Here is a 17,375-nt window from a genome sequence, read left to right as displayed (position 1 = left end):
GAAGGCCGTCCCGCCGAGATGCCACTTCCGCGATGAACGTCACATCGCCACTCCTAGCCGGCGCGTGCCGCGGTCCAGGTGATGTGAGGGGGCTCGACGCGTGCGCACAGGGGACCGCCCTGCGCGTCGGTCAGGCCGAGGCGTCCGACCAGCAGCCCGTCGCGTGCGGCTGCGGCGAGTACGTCGTCGGGGATGACGTCGAGCATGAGCTTGGCGCGGCGGAACATCGTGAAGGTGCCCGACTCGTCGACCGTGCCCCACGACAGGTAGATGAACCGCCGGCCCAGACGGTCCTGCACATAGGGGCCTCGGACCTCGGTCCCGGTCGCCGAGGCGCTCGCGGTGCACTCCAGGGTCCAGGTCGCGGACGGTCCGTCGCCGGGCTGCGGCTCAAGGACTTCGGCCGGACGGTCGCGGCGCTGCACGCCGACGTGGAGCTTGCCGTGGGCGGGAACCTCCCCGTCGGCGAGGGCGGGGCGGGTGGGACCGGGCAGATCGACGGCGTCGATGCGGATGCGCATGGCGGCCATCATCCCGCCATCGCCCGTGCACGTAACCCGATCGAGGTGCGCGAACGCGACATGAGGGAGAACGACGGGGCCGTGTCGTCATGCCGGAGATCACGGAGGCCCACCTGGGCGCCGCCCATCTTCCCGACGACCTCCCGCTCTGGCGCAGGTCAGAGTTCCACGGCCGGCCAGTCCAGCAGCCGGGCCCCGATGACGGCGGTCTGGAGCATGTAGCGGTGGGCCGGGTCGGCCGGGTTGGCGCCGGTGAGCTGGTGGATGCGGTCCAGGCGGTACGTCATCGCCCGCACGCTCAGCGAGAGCCGGCGGGCGGCCTCGGCGGCGACGCAGCCGGAGTCGAAGTAGACGGTGAGGGTGTCCAGGAGGGGATGGGCGCCGCCGCGGGCGGTGGTGAGCGGGCCCAGCGTGTGCGCCACGAGGTCGGCCATGGCCTGCCGGTCCCGGGTGAGGACGGGGTAGACCAGCAGGTCGGTGGCGCGCAGCACCGGGTCGTCGAGACCGAGGCGTTCGGCCATCTCCAGCGCGCTCAGGGCTTCTTCGTACGACTGGACGACCCCGCCGGGGCCCGCCTGCGGGCGGCCGATGACGACCCGGCCGCCGTCGGTGGCGGCGTGCGCCTGCTTGGCGAAGTAGGGCAGGACCTCGTGCTCGTGGCCGGGGGCGATGCACAGCAGCCGGCCGTCCTTGGTGGTGAGCAGGACGTCGCGGTCGCCGAAGCGGGCGATCAGGGCCTGCTCCACCTGCCGGGGGACCGCGCTGGCTTCGTCGTAGGCTGCCGGGCCCTGCGCGACGGCGACGGCGTGGGCGTGGGAGAGGCGCAGACCGAAGCGCTCGGCGCGTTCGGCGAGGCGGCCCAGGTCGCTGCGGCCGTAGAGGAGATCGTCGATGAACTCCCGCCGCGCGGCCTCCTCCTGACGTACCGCCAGGCGTTGGGCGCCTTCGTAGCCCTCGGCGAAGGCGTCGACGACCTGCTGTACGGCGGCGAGCGTGCTGTCGGCCGATCCGGGGACGTCCGGCCATGCGGCGCGGGCCGCGGCGAGGTGCGCGCCGACCAGGTCGCGCAGGCCGTGGCCGGCGTCCGCGGCCCGTTCGCCCAGGGTGCGCCGGGACTCGATCTCCTCGCGGGTGAGACGGCGGCCCGTGGCCGAGACCTCGGCCAGGATGCGGGCATAGCCGTCGAGATACTGCTCGGGTATCGCCCGCTCCGTCACGCCGTCCCCCGGAATCCTGATGCCCCGGTGACGGTTTCTTAGCGGCTCACCGGCATGAAGACCCTAATGAACACTGCCGGAAACCGGCAATGCGCGGGCGCACGCCGGCCGTGCATCATGCCGTGCGGGGAGCACTGCGGATGGTTCCGGTGCCGGGCACCGGCAGGTGCCGGGCGCCGGAACCGAGCGCAGGCAGGTGGCGTCCATCGGCGCCGGAGGCGGGAAGGGGGGTCGGAAGATGCGGACGCTCGTCGAGGCCGCCACCGGCTTTCCCGTGATCCTGTGCACCCCGCCCTGATCGTGGTCGCGTTCTTCCGGCTGCCGGTCGCCGCCGGCTCGACCCTGGTGCGCACGCTGCTCGCACCGACGGGAGCCGTGGCCGCCCGCCGCACGGCACACGACGGAGCCCCCTGATTCCCGGATCGCCTCCGCCGGGGCACCGCCCTGTGCCCTCCCGCGACTTCCTCATTCCTGAAGGACCTGAAGGACCTATGCCATGAATGCCATGACCGTGGGCATCGGCGCGCTCGTCGCCGTCTGCCTGTTCGCCGTACTCGTCGTGTCCCTGCTCTTCCGCAAGGTGGAGCAGGGCAAGGCGCTCATCGTCTCCAAGCTGCGCAAGGTCGACGTGACCTTCACCGGACAGGTCGTGCTGCCGGTGCTGCACAAGGCCGAGGTCATGGACATCTCGGTGAAGGCCATCGAGATCACCCGGACCGGACGGGACGGGCTGATCTGCAAGGACAACATCCGCGCCGACATCCGGATCTCGTTCTTCGTCAAGGTCAACAAGACCGTGCAGGACGTCATCAAGGTCGCCCAGGCCGTCGGTACGGCTCGGGCCAGCGACCAGAAGACGCTTCAGGAGCTGTTCCACGCGAAGTTCTCCGAGGCGCTGAAGACCGTCGGCAAGCAACTCGACTTCACCGACCTCTACACCAAGCGCGAGGAGCTGCGGTACCGGATCATCGAGGTCATCGGCGTCGACCTCAGCGGCTACCACCTGGAGGACGCGGCGATCGACTACCTGGAGCAGACGCCGGTCACCCAGCTCGATCCGGCCAACGTCCTCGACGCCCAGGGCATCCGGAAGATCACCGAGCTGACGGCCGTGGAGCACGTGCGCACCAACGAGGCGCAGCGCACGGAGGAGAAGGAGATCACCCGGCAGAACGTCGACGCCCGCGAGGCCATCCTGGAGCTGGAGCGCCGCCAGACGGATGCCGAGATCAAGCAGCGGCGGGAGATCGAGACCGTACGGGCCCGCGAGGAGGCCGAGACCGCGCGGGTGGTGGAGGAGGAGCGGCTGCGGGCGCAGGGCGCGTTCCTCAGGACCGAGGAACAGCTCGGCGTGCAGCGCGAGAACCAGGCCCGCGAGATCGCCGTCGCCGCGAAGAACCGCGAGCGGGTCATCGCCGTCGAGAACGAGCGCATCGAGAAGGACCGGCAGCTCGAAGTCATCGCCCGGGAGCGGGAGACCCAGCTGACGCAGATCGCCGCGTCGAAGGAGGTCGAGGCGGAGAAGCGGGAGATCGCCGAGGTCATCCGGGAGCGGGTCGCGGTGGACCGTACGGTCGCCGAGCAGGAGGAGTCCATCAAGAAGCTGCGCGCGGTGGAGCAGGCGGAGCGCGAGCGGCAGGCCGTCGTCATCGCCGCCGAGGCCGAGGCGCAGGAGAAGCTGGTCAAGGACATCAAGGCCGCGGAGGCGGCCGAGCAGGCCGCCACCCACCGCGCGGCCGAGGAACTCACCCTGGCCGACGCCCGGTTGAAGTGCGCAGACCTGGACGCGCAGGCCAAGCTGCGGCTCGCCGAAGGTGTCCAGGCGGAGGCCGCCGCGGAGGGACTGGCCGCCGTCAAGGTCCGCGACAAGGAGGCCGAGGTCACCGAGAAGGCCGGCCGCGCGGAGGCCGAGGCGACTCAGGCGCGGATGCGGGCCGAGGCCGAGGGTGCCAGGGCGAAGGCGCTCGCCGAGGCCGAGGGCATCGGCGAGAAGCTGAAGGCCGAGGCGGCCGGACTGACCGAGAAGGCGGCCGCGATGGCCGCCCTGGACGACGCCTCGCGCGGTCACGAGGAGTACCGGCTGCGGCTGCAGGCGGAGAAGGAAGTACGGCTGGCGGGCCTGGACGTGCAGCGCCAGGTCGCCGAGGCACAGGCCACGGTGCTCGCCACCGGGCTGGAGAACGCCGACATCAACATCGTCGGAGGCGAGTCGGTCTTCCTCGACCGGCTGGTCGGGGCGGTCGCACTCGGCAAGGGCGTCGACGGGTTCGTACAGCACTCGCAGACCGCGCAGGCACTCGCGGCGCCCTGGCTGGACGGCAGCGCCAGTTTCACCGACGACCTCGGCCGGATCCTCGGCTCGGTCTCCACGGCCGACGTGCAGAACCTGACCGTGTCCGCGCTGCTGATGAAGCTGATGAAGACCGGCGGTGCGAACGCCGGACAGCTTCAGCAACTGCTGGACAGGGCCGGCGAACTGGGCCTCGCGGACACTCCGCTCGCCGCGGTCAACGGCACCGCCAGGCTCTGAAGGCCCACGACCGGGAGCTGCCGCACAGGGGACGGCAGCTCCCGGCCGTGCCATCCCACTTCCCGACTCCCGACTCCCGCTTGCTGCTACCCGCTTCCTGCTTCCTGAGAGGGACCCATGACCACCGGCCTGGACACCGGCACCTACGAGGTGCTGCGCGACCGCCTCACCGCGCAGGCCGCCGAGCTCGCCCGCCGCGCCGAGACCCTCAACACCCGCCGCACCGAGGAGTTCGGCTCCACCCGGCTGGAGCTGACCGGCACCGGGACACTGCGCACCGAGCACAACTGCGTGCCCCGCGACATCGTCTCCGTGGGTGGCACCCTGCTCTTCGGCCACAACGTCTTCCCCGGCCTGAAGCCCGGGACAGCCCCGGCAGTCGTGGGCGACGTCTTCGCGCTGTACGACCGCGACCTGCGCCGGCTGCCCGACGACGCCGTGCCCGGCCTGCTCGACGACCCCGCCTTCGTCCGCGAGTTCACCGCCCTCCACCGCTACTACCGCGAGGCGCACCTCCTCCAGCTCCGCCGTGTCGACGGCAAGGTGCTGGCCGTCTTCCAGACCGGAGACAAGGCCGGCGACATCCGCGTCCTGCGCTGGGCCGTCTCCGACCACGGCCGGGCGGCCTTTCTCGACGCGCGCGGCGACCGCGACCACGTCCTCCCGCCCTCCCACGACTTCGCGTGGACGCGCACGACCCGCGAGGACCACGTCCTGGGCCGTCATCCCCACGTCTCCATCGAGGGCGAGGTCTTCGTCGAGACCGTCGGCGGCACCCTCACCGTCAAGGTCGAGAACGACACCGAGACCGGCGAGGGCATCCACACCGAGCCCGTCGCCGAGCCGCTCCAGTCCCTCGCCGACGCGGACATCGCCTACGCGCGCGTGGGCGCCCTGATCCTGCTGCGGATCCGCCCCTACAAGGAGGACACCGACCGCTACCTGGTCTTCAACACCCTCACCCTGACCGTCGCCCGCCTCGACGGCATCGGACAGGCGTGCCGCCGCCTGCCCGAGGACCAGGGCATCGTCTTCCCCGGCGGCTACTGCCTGGCCGCCGGACCGCACAAGACGTACGAACTCGACACGGCAGACCTCGAGTTCGAGCGCGAGGTGCGCTCACCCAACGGCGAGGACGTGCTGTACGCCTTCCACGCGCGCGTGAAAGGCCGCAGCCTGCTGCTGCCGTACAACATGATCCGCAAGGAGGTCGTCACCCCGCTGTCCTGCCACGGCTGGGCCCTGTTCGACGACGGCACGCTCATCGTCCTGCGGGCGGGCAGCGACGAACCGCAGCGCGTGCACCCCGTGCAGCTGTGGAAGTCCCCGTACGTCTCCGACACCCACGCCGCCGCCCAGCCCGTCGGCACCGGCCCGCTGGCCCGCGTCGGCAACGCCGACCTCGTGCGCGGCATCTCGGACTGCCTGTCCCTCACGCGCGCGGTCGCCGAGACGACGCCGACGAGCGAGGTGTACGAGGCGCTCACCTCCGCCTGCGTCCGGGTCGCCGACTCCCACCACTGGCTGGGCCAGCCGGAACTCGGTGACCTGCGCGAGCCGCTCACGCGGCTGCGGGTCACCGCCGAGCAGGTGCTGTCCGAGTTCGAGACCGTCCAGGCCCTCACCCGCCGGGCCGCCGACGCGCTCGCCGAGGCCGCCGCGCGCGTCACCGCGGTGGTACGACGCCTGCGCGGCGAGGCGCCCCGCGGCGCCGCCGCCTGGGTCACCGGTCTGACCGAACTCCGGCACGCCCAGGGCCACTTGCTCACCCTCAAGGACATGCGGTATGCCGACACCGGCCGTATCGACGCACTCGCCGCCGACGTCGAGGCCGACCTGGCCACCTTCGGGCAGCGGGCCGTCGCCCACCTGGCCCGGGAGGACGCCTTCGCCGGCCACCAGGCCGACATCGAGCAGCTCGTCGCCGACGCCGGGGCGATCACCACCGTCGCCGGTGCCGCTCCCCTCACCGCCCGCCTGGACGAACTCGCCGACGGGCTGCGCACGATGACCGAGGTCGTCGCCGGGCTCGACATCGGCGACGCCACCGTCCGCACCGCCGTACTGGAACGGATCGCCGAGGTCCTCGGCGGCGTCAACCGCGCCCGCGCCACCCTCGACGGCCGCCGGAGCGCACTCCGCGACTCCGAGGGGCGGGCCGAGTTCGCCGCCGAGTTCGCCCTGCTCGGCCAAGCGGTCACCGGCGCGCTCGCCGCGGCCGACAGCCCGGACGCCTGCGACGAGCAACTCGCCCGCCTGCTCGTCCAGATGGAGAACCTGGAGGCGCGGTTCTCGGAGTCTGCCGGGTTCGACGGCTTCCTCGGCGCCCTCGCTGACAAACGCGACGAGATCCACGAGGCGTTCTCCGCCCGCAAGCAGACCCTCGCCGACGCCCGCGCCCGCCGCTGCGAACGCCTCGCCGACTCGGCGCTCCGCGTGCTGCGGACGGTAGCCCGCCGCGCCGTCACGCTCACCGACGCGGACGCCGTCGCCACCTACTTCACCTCCGACCCGATGCCCGCCAAGGTCCGCCGCATCGCGGGCGAACTGCGTGAAGTCGGCGACCAGGTCCGGGCGGAGGAGCTCGACGGCCGTCTGAAGTCCGCCCGCCAGGAGGCCCTGCGCGCCCTGCGCGACCGCACCGACCTGTACTCGGACGACGGACGCACCATCCGCCTGGGCAGCCACCGCTTCGCGGTCAACACCCAGCCACTGGACCTCACGCTGGTCCCGCACGGCGACGGTCTCGCTCTCGCCCTGACCGGTACCGACTACCGGTCGCCGGTCACCGACCCGGACTTCGCCGCCACCCGCCCCTACTGGGACCGTCCGCTGCCGTCGGAGTCGCCCGAGGTCTACCGGGCCGAACACCTCGCCGCCCGGCTCCTGGACGAACACGGCCCGGCGGCGCTCGCGGACGCCGACCTGCCCGCCCTGGTCCGGCAGGCCGCGGAGGCGGCGTACGACGAGGGCTACGAGCGCGGCGTCCACGACCACGACGCGGTGCTGATCCTCACCGCGCTTCTGCAGCTGCACGAGGGCGCGGGCCCGCTCCGCCACGAGCCCGCCGCCCGCGCCGCCGCCCAGCTCTTCTGGGCCCACGGCACGTCCGCCGACGCGCGACGGGACTGGCGGCGGCGCGCGGTCTCGCTGGCCCGCGCGCGCGACACGTTCGGCCTCGCCCCCGCGATCGAGGACCTGCGGCGGGAGCTGGCGGAGGCGATCGGAGGCGAGGTGGCGCAAGCCGCCGCCGCCTACCTCTTCGAGGAGCTGACCTGTGGCCCCGACGGCTTCGTCATCAGCGCGGGCGCTCGCACGCTGCTCGACAAGTTCCGCCGCACGGTGGGCACTTCGGCGTACGACGACGACCTCGCCGCGCTCGACGACCCGGCCGCGCGGCGCCAGCTCGTCGAGGCGTGGCTGACCTCGTACACCGCCTCGACCGGCACGGACATCCCGCCCGGCGACCTGGCCGAGGCGGTGGCCGCCGAGCTCTGCCCCGACCTGGCCCGCTACGACTCCGACGCGCCCCTGACCGGGACGGCCGAAGGGCTGCTGGGCGTCCACCCCCGCATCACCGACCGGTCGCTGTCCCTGCGGATCGACGAGTTCCTCGCCCGCACACGCACCTTCCGCGCGCACGACGTCCCCGGACACCGCGCCTACCAGCGCCGCCGTACGGAGCTGGTGGCCGCCGAACGCGCCCGGCTCCGCCTGGACGACTTCCGGCCCGGGACCATGTCGGCGTTCGTCCGCAGCAGGCTGATCGACGAGGTGTACCTCCCTCTCGTCGGCGACAGCCTCGCCAAGCAGCTCGGCACCACCGGCGAGGCGAAACGCACCGACACCGGCGGCCTGCTCCTGCTCGTCTCCCCGCCCGGCTACGGCAAGACGACGCTGATGGAGTACGTCGCCGACCGCCTCGGCCTGATCCTGGTGAAGGTGAGCGGCCCGGCGCTCGGCCACGCCGTCACCTCCCTCGATCCGGCCGAGGCCCCGAACGCCACGGCCCGCCGGGAGGTCGAGAAGATCAACTTCGCGCTGGAGGCGGGCACCAACACCCTCCTCCACCTCGACGACATCCAGCACACCTCGCCCGAGCTGCTGCAGAAGTTCATCCCGCTGTGCGACGCCACCCGTCGCATCGAGGGCGTACGGGACGGCCGGGCGCGCACCTACGACCTGCGGGGCAAGCGCTTCGCCGTCTGCATGGCCGGCAACCCCTACACCGAGTCCGGCAGCCGCTTCCGGGTGCCCGACATGCTCGCCAACCGCGCCGACGTGTGGAACCTGGGCGACGTCCTGACCGGCAAGGAGGACGCCTTCGCGGTCAGCTTCGTCGAGAACGCGCTCACCGCCAACCCGGTGCTCGCCCCGCTCGCCGGCCGCGACCGCACCGACCTCGACCTGCTCGTCCGCCTCGCCGCGGGCGACCCGGGTGCCCGGGCCGACCGCCTGACGCACCCGTACGCTCCCGCCGAGCTGGAACGGACCCTGGCCGTCCTGCGCCACCTGCTCGCGGCCCGCGAGACGGTCCTGGCGGTCAACGCCGCCTACATCGCCTCCGCCGCCCAGTCCGACGCCACCCGAACCGAGCCGCCCTTCCAGCTCCAGGGCTCCTACCGCAACATGAACAAGATCGCCCAGCGCATCCAGCCGGTCATGAACGACGCCGAACTGGCCGTGCTGATCGACGACCACTACACGGCCGAGGCCCAGACCCTCACCACCGGCGCCGAGGCCAACCTGCTGAAACTCGCCGACCTCCGAGGCGGCGCCACGGCCGAACAGGTCCGGCGCTGGGCCGAGTTGAAGGCCGCGTACGTCCGCACCCAGACCCTCGGCGGCCCGGACGGCGACCCCCTCACCCGCGCGGTCGCGGGTCTCGGCCTGCTCGCCGACCGGATCGCCGCCGTCGAGACGGCGATCACCCGCGCCACCGACCCACGCCACCTCGCGGAGACCCCGGCCCCCCGGCATGCGGCCCGACCTGACCCGGGGCCGGGAGACGAGTGAGATGAGCTGCGGGAACGGAAGCGGTGGCGAGGCGCAGAGGTGCCCGGTAACGGTCCTGGACCACCCGCTCGTTCTGAACACCGCGAGCACCACCGCCGGGGGCACGCGTTCCGCTGTGCCTCGCCATACGGGCCGGCGGACATCGCGTGACCGCCGTGGACAGTGGCCTCAGCGCACGAGGAGCACTCGCCCGCCGCCGGGTGAGCACCGGCCGTCCGGTCGCCGACCCGCTGCCGTGGCACCCCTCGAACAGGGCGCCCGGCATTCTCCGGAGCCAGGGCACGCTGCGGTGCGGCATGCCGGTGGTGGAGTCTCTGGGCCGACGGATCGACGGCGAGGCGTACCGGATCCGCGACCGGCGGGGGCTCGGCCTTGCTGGAGAGACAGTCGCCCACGCGGCGGCCCACCAGCGCCGCGCACAGCTGGTCGGCGTGTTTTTCGTCTACGACCGCGGCCAGCGTCGGGTCCTCGATCACATTGGCGGGCACCAGCACCCTGACCATCTGGGAGGCGGGCAGGATCGCCTTCGGCTCCCCCCGTTCGTCCTGTACGAGCAGGCCCGGCAGTCGGTGCTCGGCCACATAGCCTTGCGGCAGGGGCCGCCGCCGTCCACCGCGGCGAGGTTGTCGACGTGGACGTCGCCTGACGGGAGTTGTCGGGTCGTAGGGACTCGTGCCGCGCCTTCCGCGAGCTGACGTCGCCAGGTGGACGGACGGCGATCAGCTCTGGGCGTCGGGCGTGGAGTGCCACGCCTGCACGCCCGCTCGGGACGCCTCCTTGGCCTGCTGCCACTTCATGGCCGCCTGCTGGGCCGGGGGCACGTCCATCTCGCGGATCATGCGTCGGCCTGCCGCGAACACGGCGGAGGCCGCGATGGCCATACCGGTGCACGCCACCGCGGCACCGGCCGCGGTGAGCACGGCACCGGTCGTCACAAGCCGGGTGTTGATGTCGATCGTCCGTTGGGACCGGTGGTGATGGTTCATGACTCCACCATCCAACGGGGGGAACCGCATCGCATCCCGGCCAACGGCTCAGGGCACCGGTGCGGGGCCCGAAGGCACCGGGTGATAGGCGCAGCCGGTCGCCCAGGTCCGGTCAGGAATCTGTGGCCACGTGGTCGCCGTGCTCGAACTCGCCACCTGAACCCCGCATGGTGGGCGCACGGACGTGAGGTCGCTCCCTTACGACCGGGATCTGTACATTTATACGCCAGGGCATACAGACTGCCAGGCGTGCCGACGGCCGCACCTGTCTTGTGAACCTCGCAGGCGAGGACCCTATGTTTGATTTGAGTGCGCCGATCCTCACCACGTTCCTCATATACGTGGCTGCCATGATCGGAACAGGCGTCTGGGCGTACACCCGCACTCACACCTTCGCCGACTTCGCCCTGGGCGGCCGCAGGCTCAGCTCGTTCGTCGCCGCCCTGTCCGCCGGGGCCAGTGACATGTCCGGCTGGCTGTTCCTCGCGCTTCCCGGAGCGGTGTACGCGGCCGGCCTCGGCGCCAGCTGGATCGCTGTCGGCCTGGTGATCGGCACCTACCTCAACTGGCTGTTCGTCGCCCCCCGGCTGCGCACCTACACCGAGCGCGCCGAGAACGCCGTGAGCCTGTCGGCATACCTGGAGGAGCGGTTCGAGGACCGCACCCGGATGCTCCGGGTGGTGTCGGCTGCGGTCACCCTCGTGTTCTTCACCGTCTACGTGGCCAGTGGCCTGGTGGCCGGCGGGCTGCTGTTCAAGCAGGTCTTCGACATCCGTTTCGGGGTCGGGGTGACTCTGACCGCTTTGGTGATCCTCATCTACGCGTGCCTGGGCGGCTTCCTCGCCGTGAGCCTGACGCACGTCATGCAGGGCACCCTGATGTTCCTCGCCCTGCTCGTGGTCCCCCTGACCGGTGTCGCGGCTCTCGGCGGCTTCGGCGCACTGCGCCACGGCCTCGACGGCAAGGCGCCGCACCTGCTGGACATGGGGGCCAGGGTCGACTTCGCGGACGGCCGCTGGTCGGCAGGCGGGTCGCTCGGCGCCGTGGCGACGGTCTCGCTGCTCGCCTGGGGCCTCGGCTACTTCGGCCAGCCGCACATCCTGGCCCGCTTCATGGGCATCCGCAGCATCCGTGCCATCCCCGCGGCCCGCCGTATAGGAACGGGATGGGTCATCGTCGTGCTCGCCGGCGCCACGCTCGTCGGCCTGGCGGGCATCGGGCGGCTCGGCACGCCGCTCCGCGAGCCGGACACGGTGTACATCGCCCTGACCCAGACCCTGCTCACGCCCTGGATCGCCGGCGTGATGCTGATCGCCGTACTGGCCGCGATCATGTCGACCGCGGACAGCCAGCTTCTCGTGTCGTCCGTCGCCCTCACCGAGGACTTCTACCGCGCGCTTCTCCACCGGCATGCCGGGGACAAGGCGCTGGTGTGGGTCGGTCGCGGCGCAGTCGTCGTGGTGATCCTGGTGGCCTATGGGATCGCGCTCAGGGGCGGCGGGCTGCTGGACATCGTCGCGTACGCCTGGGCGGGCTTCGGAGCCGCCTTCGGACCGGTCGTCCTCCTCTCGCTGTACTGGCCGCGCATGACGTGGGCGGGGGCCATGGCCGGGATCGTGTCGGGCGCGGCCACGGTCCTGCTCTGGAAGAAGATCAATCCACTGCTCGGACCACTCGAGTCGGGCATCTACGAGATGGTCCCGGGCGTACTGGTCGCCACGGTCGCCGCACTGGTCTTCGGCAGGTTCGTCGGCCGACCACCGAAACGGGCCTTCTGGCGGATGCCGGGCGGAGGGACGAGCCAGCTGATGGGCACACCCTTTCTCACCCACGCACCGGTCGGCATGGCCGTCCTGGACACGGATCTGCGCTACGTCTGGGTGAACGAGCCACTGGACCGTCTCATCCCTCTCGAGCAACGACTGGGGCGGCACGTGAGGGAGGTACTGCCGAGGCCGGAGGCGGAGGTGTTCGAGGAGCAGATGCGCAAGGTCCTCGAGAACGGGACCCCGGTGCTGGACCACGAGTACCGCGGTCCCAGTTACACCGACCCCGACCGCATGCGCGCGTGCTCCGCCTCCTTCTTCGGCATGAAGGACCGCAAGGGCCGGTACGTCGGTATCTCGTACATGGTCGTCGACGTCACCGAGCGCTGGCGGGCCCAGGAACGCCTGGCCCTGCTGAACGACGCGGGCGCGCGTATCGGCAGCACGCTGGAAGTGACGCGGACCGCGCAGGAACTGGCGGACGAGGCGGTCCCGTTCGTCGCCGAGTTCGTCGCCGTCGACCTGCTGGACGCGGTCATGAGGGGCGAGGAGCCGGCCCCCGGACCGGTGGGCATGACGCCCGTCATACGCCGCGCGGGCCAGCAGTCGGTGCGGGAGGGCTGCCCGGAGGCGAGCCTGGCCGTGGGCGAATCGGTCCGGCGTGCTCCCTTGTCGCCGGTTACCCGGTGCCTGCTGGAGAGCAGAACCCTGGTGGAACGAATCCTGGACCTCTCCACCAGCACCTGGGTGACCGAGGACGAGCCACTGGGCGCATCCCTCCGCGATTTCGACTTCCGCTCGCTGCTGGTGGTTCCGGTACGGGCGCGCGGTGTCACTCTGGGAGTGGCGACGTTCGCCCGCTCCGGGCGTACGGGCCCCTTCGAGGACGACGACGTGCGTCTCGCCGAGGAACTCGTCTCCCGCGCGGCCGTGTGCGTCGACAACGCGCGCCGCTACACCCGCGAGCGCACCGCGGCCCGCTCCATGCAGCGTTACCTGCTCCCTCAGGAGCTGACCGGAGGCTCCGCCCTGGAAGTGGCGTCCTGGTACCTGCCCGCGGATGCCCCCAGCGGTGTGGGCGGCGACTGGTTCGACGTGATTCCGCTCTCCGGAGCCCGCGTCGCACTGGTCGTCGGGGACGTCGTCGGACACGGCATGAACGCGGCGGCGACCATGGGGCGCCTGCGCACCGCGGTACGGACGCTCGCCGACCTGGACCTCCCCCCGGACGAACTGCTGGCCCATCTGGACGACCTGGTCATCGGCCACATGGGGGAGCAGGGCGGCGAGGAGTCGGCGGCGGCCGACGACGAGACCGCCGGCGCCGCATTCCTGGGGGCCACCTGCCTGTACGCCGTGTACGACCCCGTCAGCAGACGGTGCGCGCTGGCCCGCGCCGGCCACCTCCCACCCGTGATCGTCGGCCCCGACGGCACCGCCGACGTCCTCGACATGCCCGCCGGACCACCCCTCGGGCTCGGGTACCTCCCCTTCGAGTCCATCGAGGTGGAGCTGGCCGAGGGCAGCCTCATCGCCCTCTACACGGACGGCCTCATCGAGACGTTCGACCGGGACATCGACGTAGGGCTCTCCCGGCTGGGCGACACCCTCGCGGTGTGCGGGAAGGCGCTGGAGGAGATCGGCATGGGCGCGGTCGACGCCCTGCTGACGGGTCCGCCGTCCGACGACGTGGCCCTGCTCCTCGCCCGGACCCACGTCCTGGCCCCGGACCAGGCGGTCTCATGGCACCTGCCCAGCGATCCGGCCGCCGTCGCGGACGCCCGCGGCCTCGCCGTCCGGCAGTTGTCGGAGTGGGGCATGCTCGATCTGGCCTTCACCACGGAGCTCATCGTCAGCGAGCTGGTCACCAACGCCATCCGCCATGCGACCGGACCGGTCTCCCTCCGCCTGATCCGGGACCGCGGCCTGATCTGCGAGGTCTCCGACGCCAGCAGCACGTCACCGCGCCTGCGCCACGCCCGAACCACCGACGAGGGAGGACGGGGCCTGCTGATCGTGGCCCAGCTCGCACAGCGATGGGGCACGCGGTACACGGCGACCGGCAAGATCATCTGGACGGAGCAGGTCATACCCGCCGATGCGGTTGCCCAGCCTGGTCCTACGGCGTGAGCTTGGCGTCAGCCCAGTTGGGCGGTCACATCAACGAGCTTTTCGACACCGACCAGTTCGCCGAAGCGGCGACCGGCGAGAACGCCAACGCCGGCGCGAAGTCGCAGCCGGACTCGACGACATGGTCCGGTGGCACCCGTTTCCCGGAGATCTCGCACTCCGCTCCCGGGACTGCCGGGCCCATGTGTGAGGATCCCCGGCCGACGAGGTCGGCTCAGACCAAAATACCGGGGGAACTGCTTTGCGTGGAGCGAGAGTTAGAAACCTGACTCTCGTTGGTGGGGCGGCGGCGTGGTCCGCGCCGAAGGCGAGAAGCACCACAAGGAGGAGCCCACGGGAACGTAGTCGCGCCCCCATGGTGCGGTTATGGTGCGCGCTGTGCTCACTGGTCTAGACAACAAACAACCCCCGGGCCAATGACCTGGGGGTTCGTATTGGAGCGGGTGACGAGAATCGAACTCGCGCTCTCAGCTTGGGAAGCTGATGTTCTACCATTAAACTACACCCGCGCAGGACGCCGGTCGAAGCCGGTGTCTGAATGCAACGTCACCTTACCCCATCCCCGGTCCCCGGCGCTGAAGCCGTGGGGCCGGTGTGCGTTGCGTGCGGCGATGCTGCTGCGGGGGGCGGGAGTTGGGGCGTACCGTGGAGGAGTGGGAGAGGGTCCGGGCGTGGCCGGAGTGCCGCCTGGAGGGTCGTTCCTTTAATCCCGTAATGTGGCATTTGGCGTCAGGCGAGCAGTAGCCGGACGCGCCTCTTGGGGAAGGGACTCTTGGACTTGATGGAGCGCACCCTCGTCCGCTGTGCCGATGGGCACGTGTTCAGCACCGCTTCGTTCCCGATGCAGCAGGCCGATCGACTCGGCCCCCACCGGCTCGTCCGGTGTCCACGCTGCGCCCGGCTCCGCAGTGTGGTGCCGGTGAGTCTCGAGAAGCATTAGAGGCGTCGGGAACACAGCATGAGCGGGCGCGCGGGCGGGCGATTGTGGCCGGTCCGCGCGCCTTGCGTATCCTCGGGGCGTGCTTCTCTCAGACAAGGACATCCGGGCCGAGATCGACGCCGGGCGAGTGGTGATCGATCCCTACGACGAATCCATGGTTCAGCCGTCGAGTGTCGACGTGCGCCTGGACCGGTACTTCCGGGTCTTCGAGAACCACAAGTACCCCCACATCGACCCGTCCGTGGAGCAGGCGGACCTCACGCGGTGCGTGGAGCCCGAGGGCGACGAGCCCTTCATCCTGCATCCCGGGGAGTTCGTCCTCGCCAGCACGTACGAGGTCATCACGCTTCCCGACGACCTCGCCTCCCGTCTCGAGGGCAAGAGCTCTCTCGGGCGGCTCGGACTCGTCACCCACTCCACCGCCGGGTTCATCGACCCGGGCTTCTCCGGGCACGTCACGCTGGAGCTCTCCAACCTCGCCACGCTGCCCATCAAGCTCTGGCCCGGCATGAAGATCGGGCAGCTGTGCATGTTCCGGCTCAGCTCGCCGGCCGAGTTCCCCTACGGCAGCGAGCGGTACGGCTCGCGGTACCAGGGGCAGCGCGGGCCCACCGCCTCCCGCTCCTACCTGAACTTCCACCGGACCCAGGTGTGAGGGCGGCGGAATGAGTGACGTACGGGAGAACCTGACCTACGAGGTGTTCGGCACCGCCGTGCGCGAGCTCGCGCAGACGATCGCCGACGACGGGTACGAGCCGGACATAGTGCTCACCATCGCCCGCGGCGGCGTCTTCGTCGCCGGCGGCCTCGCCTACGCCCTCGACTGCAAGAACATCCACCTGGTGAACGTCGAGTTCTACACCGGCGTGGGGACCACCCTCGAGATGCCCGTCATGCTCGCCCCCGTCCCCAACGTCATCGACTTCTCCGACAAGAAGGTGCTCGTCACCGACGACGTCGCCGACACGGGCAAGACCCTGAAACTGGTACGGGACTTCTGCCTCGACACCGTCGCCGAGGTGCGCTCCGCCGTCATCTACGAGAAGTCGCAGTCGCTGGTGAAGTGCGACTACGTGTGGAAGCGGACGGACGAGTGGATCAACTTCCCGTGGAGCGTTCTGCCTCCCGTGATCGACCGGGCCGGGCAGGTTCTCGACGCCTGACGGTCGGGGTGGCGGCATGAAAAGAGGGGCTTCCGGCGTATCGCCGGGAGCCCCTTCTCGTCGTGGGTGTCAGTGGGTGTCAGAACGTGCCCAGCTTCACGATCGACAGCAGTGCGATCAGCTGGATCGCCGAGGCGCCCAGGGCCTTCGGCCAGGGCAGGTCGTGGGAGCGGCTGACCATCAGGGTCAGCAGGGCGCCTGCGGCCACCCAGGTCGCCCAGCCCAGGCCCTGGACGAAGGTCGCGTCGCCGCCGAAGAACATGGCGAAGACCAGGCGCGGGGCGTCGGTGAGGGACGTGATCAGCATGGAGAGGCCGACCGTGGGCTGCCAGGCGCCGTCGCCGCCGAGCTGGCGGGCCAGGGTGTGGGTGACCACGCCCAGGACGAAGGCCGACAGCACCATCGCGACGGCCGTCGTCAGCACGATCGGGACCGCGTTCGAGAGGGTCGCGTCGATCGCGTCCTTGCGGGCGCCGTCGAAGCCGAAGACCGCGAGCAGGCCGTAGAGGAACGTCACGATGAGGGCCGGGCCCCACATCGTGTAGTCGCGCATCTGGAGGAAGGTCTGGGTGGGGGACAGGATGATGCCCCTCAGCAGGTCCTTCCAGTGCAGGCGCGGGCCCACGGGGCCGGCCGGGGCCGAGCCCGCGCGGTAGGTGCCGCCCTGGCTGTAGGGGTCCTCGCCGACCGAGAACGCCTGGGTGTGGCCGGGGTTGTTGGCGGCGTACGGATCGTGGCCGCCCTGCGGGCCGTACCCGCCCTGGCCGCCGAAGTACTCCGGCTCGTCGTACCCGCCGTTGCCCTGCTGCCACTGGCCGCCGCCGTTGCGGTACGGCTGCTGCGCAGACGGTTGGCCGTACGACGGGCTCCGCGGAGCCTGCTGTCCGTACGGGGGTTGTTGCGGTCGCCTCGGCGGAGCTCCGTTGTTGCGGGCGCCGCGTCCGATCCTGAATCCAGCCACGCCTTCGAACGTAACTGATCCCGCAGAGTGACGTGGCTGGCCCGGCGGTTCGGGCCCGGGTTTGCGGCCGAGCTGTGACATCCCCTAAGGGAACGTCAAGGTGCCCCCTAGGGAAGGGGACACGGAGGAAGAGGAGGAGCCGGGC

Annotated in this window: 10 protein-coding genes and 1 tRNA gene; 6 read left to right on the top strand and 5 right to left on the bottom strand. The window is 71.2% G+C overall.

Features of this window, described 5'->3' with window-relative positions; all coding sequences use genetic code 11:
• Positions 1–53: 53 nt before the first annotated feature.
• Together ACIBN2_RS26600 and ACIBN2_RS26595 are read right to left on the bottom strand one after the other, a co-directional pair.
• Positions 54–521: a DUF5990 family protein gene (locus tag ACIBN2_RS26600; protein WP_399137842.1), complete on the bottom strand. Its 468-nt coding sequence runs from the start codon at positions 519–521 to the stop codon at positions 54–56.
• Positions 522–679: 158 nt separating this feature from the next.
• Positions 680–1,738, bottom strand: coding sequence for a PucR family transcriptional regulator (locus tag ACIBN2_RS26595; protein WP_399137840.1), 1,059 nt, complete (start codon positions 1,736–1,738; stop codon positions 680–682).
• A gap of 282 nt (positions 1,739–2,020) precedes the next feature.
• On the opposite strand from ACIBN2_RS26595, the gene ACIBN2_RS26590 reads away from it, so the two are divergent.
• The 3 genes from ACIBN2_RS26590 to ACIBN2_RS26580 all read left to right on the top strand — a co-directional run bounded on the left by ACIBN2_RS26590 (position 2,021) and on the right by ACIBN2_RS26580 (position 9,284).
• On the top strand, positions 2,021–2,152 hold the full coding sequence (locus ACIBN2_RS26590) for a hypothetical protein (protein WP_399137838.1): 132 nt from the start codon (positions 2,021–2,023) through the stop codon (positions 2,150–2,152).
• Between the two features lie 82 nt (positions 2,153–2,234).
• Positions 2,235–4,268, top strand: a complete 2,034-nt coding sequence (locus ACIBN2_RS26585; RefSeq protein WP_399137837.1) for a flotillin family protein — start codon at positions 2,235–2,237, stop codon at positions 4,266–4,268.
• Between the two features lie 117 nt (positions 4,269–4,385).
• Positions 4,386–9,284, top strand: a complete 4,899-nt coding sequence (locus ACIBN2_RS26580) for a DNA repair ATPase (RefSeq protein ID WP_399137835.1) — start codon at positions 4,386–4,388, stop codon at positions 9,282–9,284.
• 719 nt (positions 9,285–10,003) lie between these two features.
• Here the strand turns inward: ACIBN2_RS26580 and ACIBN2_RS26575 are convergent.
• Positions 10,004–10,270 carry a hypothetical protein gene (locus ACIBN2_RS26575; protein ID WP_399137834.1) on the bottom strand — a complete coding sequence of 89 codons (267 nt, stop codon included), beginning with the start codon at positions 10,268–10,270 and terminating at the stop codon, positions 10,004–10,006.
• A gap of 296 nt (positions 10,271–10,566) precedes the next feature.
• On the opposite strand from ACIBN2_RS26575, the gene putP reads away from it, so the two are divergent.
• The gene (gene putP / locus ACIBN2_RS26570; RefSeq protein WP_399137832.1) at positions 10,567–14,166 is read left to right on the top strand and encodes a sodium/proline symporter PutP; all 3,600 of its coding nucleotides are present in this window, start codon (positions 10,567–10,569) and stop codon (positions 14,164–14,166) included.
• Positions 14,167–14,601: 435 nt separating this feature from the next.
• Here the strand turns inward: putP and ACIBN2_RS26565 are convergent.
• Positions 14,602–14,675 (bottom strand) — tRNA-Gly (locus tag ACIBN2_RS26565).
• A gap of 510 nt (positions 14,676–15,185) precedes the next feature.
• On the opposite strand from ACIBN2_RS26565, the gene dcd reads away from it, so the two are divergent.
• Together dcd and ACIBN2_RS26555 are read left to right on the top strand one after the other, a co-directional pair.
• Complete coding sequence (dcd, locus tag ACIBN2_RS26560) at positions 15,186–15,761, top strand: dCTP deaminase (RefSeq protein WP_393871599.1); 576 nt, start codon at positions 15,186–15,188, stop codon at positions 15,759–15,761.
• A gap of 10 nt (positions 15,762–15,771) precedes the next feature.
• A complete protein-coding gene (locus tag ACIBN2_RS26555; protein ID WP_399137829.1) occupies positions 15,772–16,269 on the top strand; it encodes a phosphoribosyltransferase in 498 nt (165 codons plus the stop codon).
• Positions 16,270–16,348: 79 nt separating this feature from the next.
• Here ACIBN2_RS26555 and ACIBN2_RS26550 read toward each other — a convergent pair whose 3' ends face one another.
• Complete coding sequence (locus ACIBN2_RS26550; protein WP_399137828.1) at positions 16,349–17,311, bottom strand: Yip1 family protein; 963 nt, start codon at positions 17,309–17,311, stop codon at positions 16,349–16,351.
• Positions 17,312–17,375 lie beyond the last annotated feature (64 nt).

Source organism: Streptomyces sp. NPDC050534 (assembly GCF_044457745.1).
Classification (GTDB): Bacteria; Actinomycetota; Actinomycetes; order Streptomycetales; family Streptomycetaceae; genus Streptomyces.
This window is presented reverse-complemented; position numbering and strand designations above follow the sequence as displayed.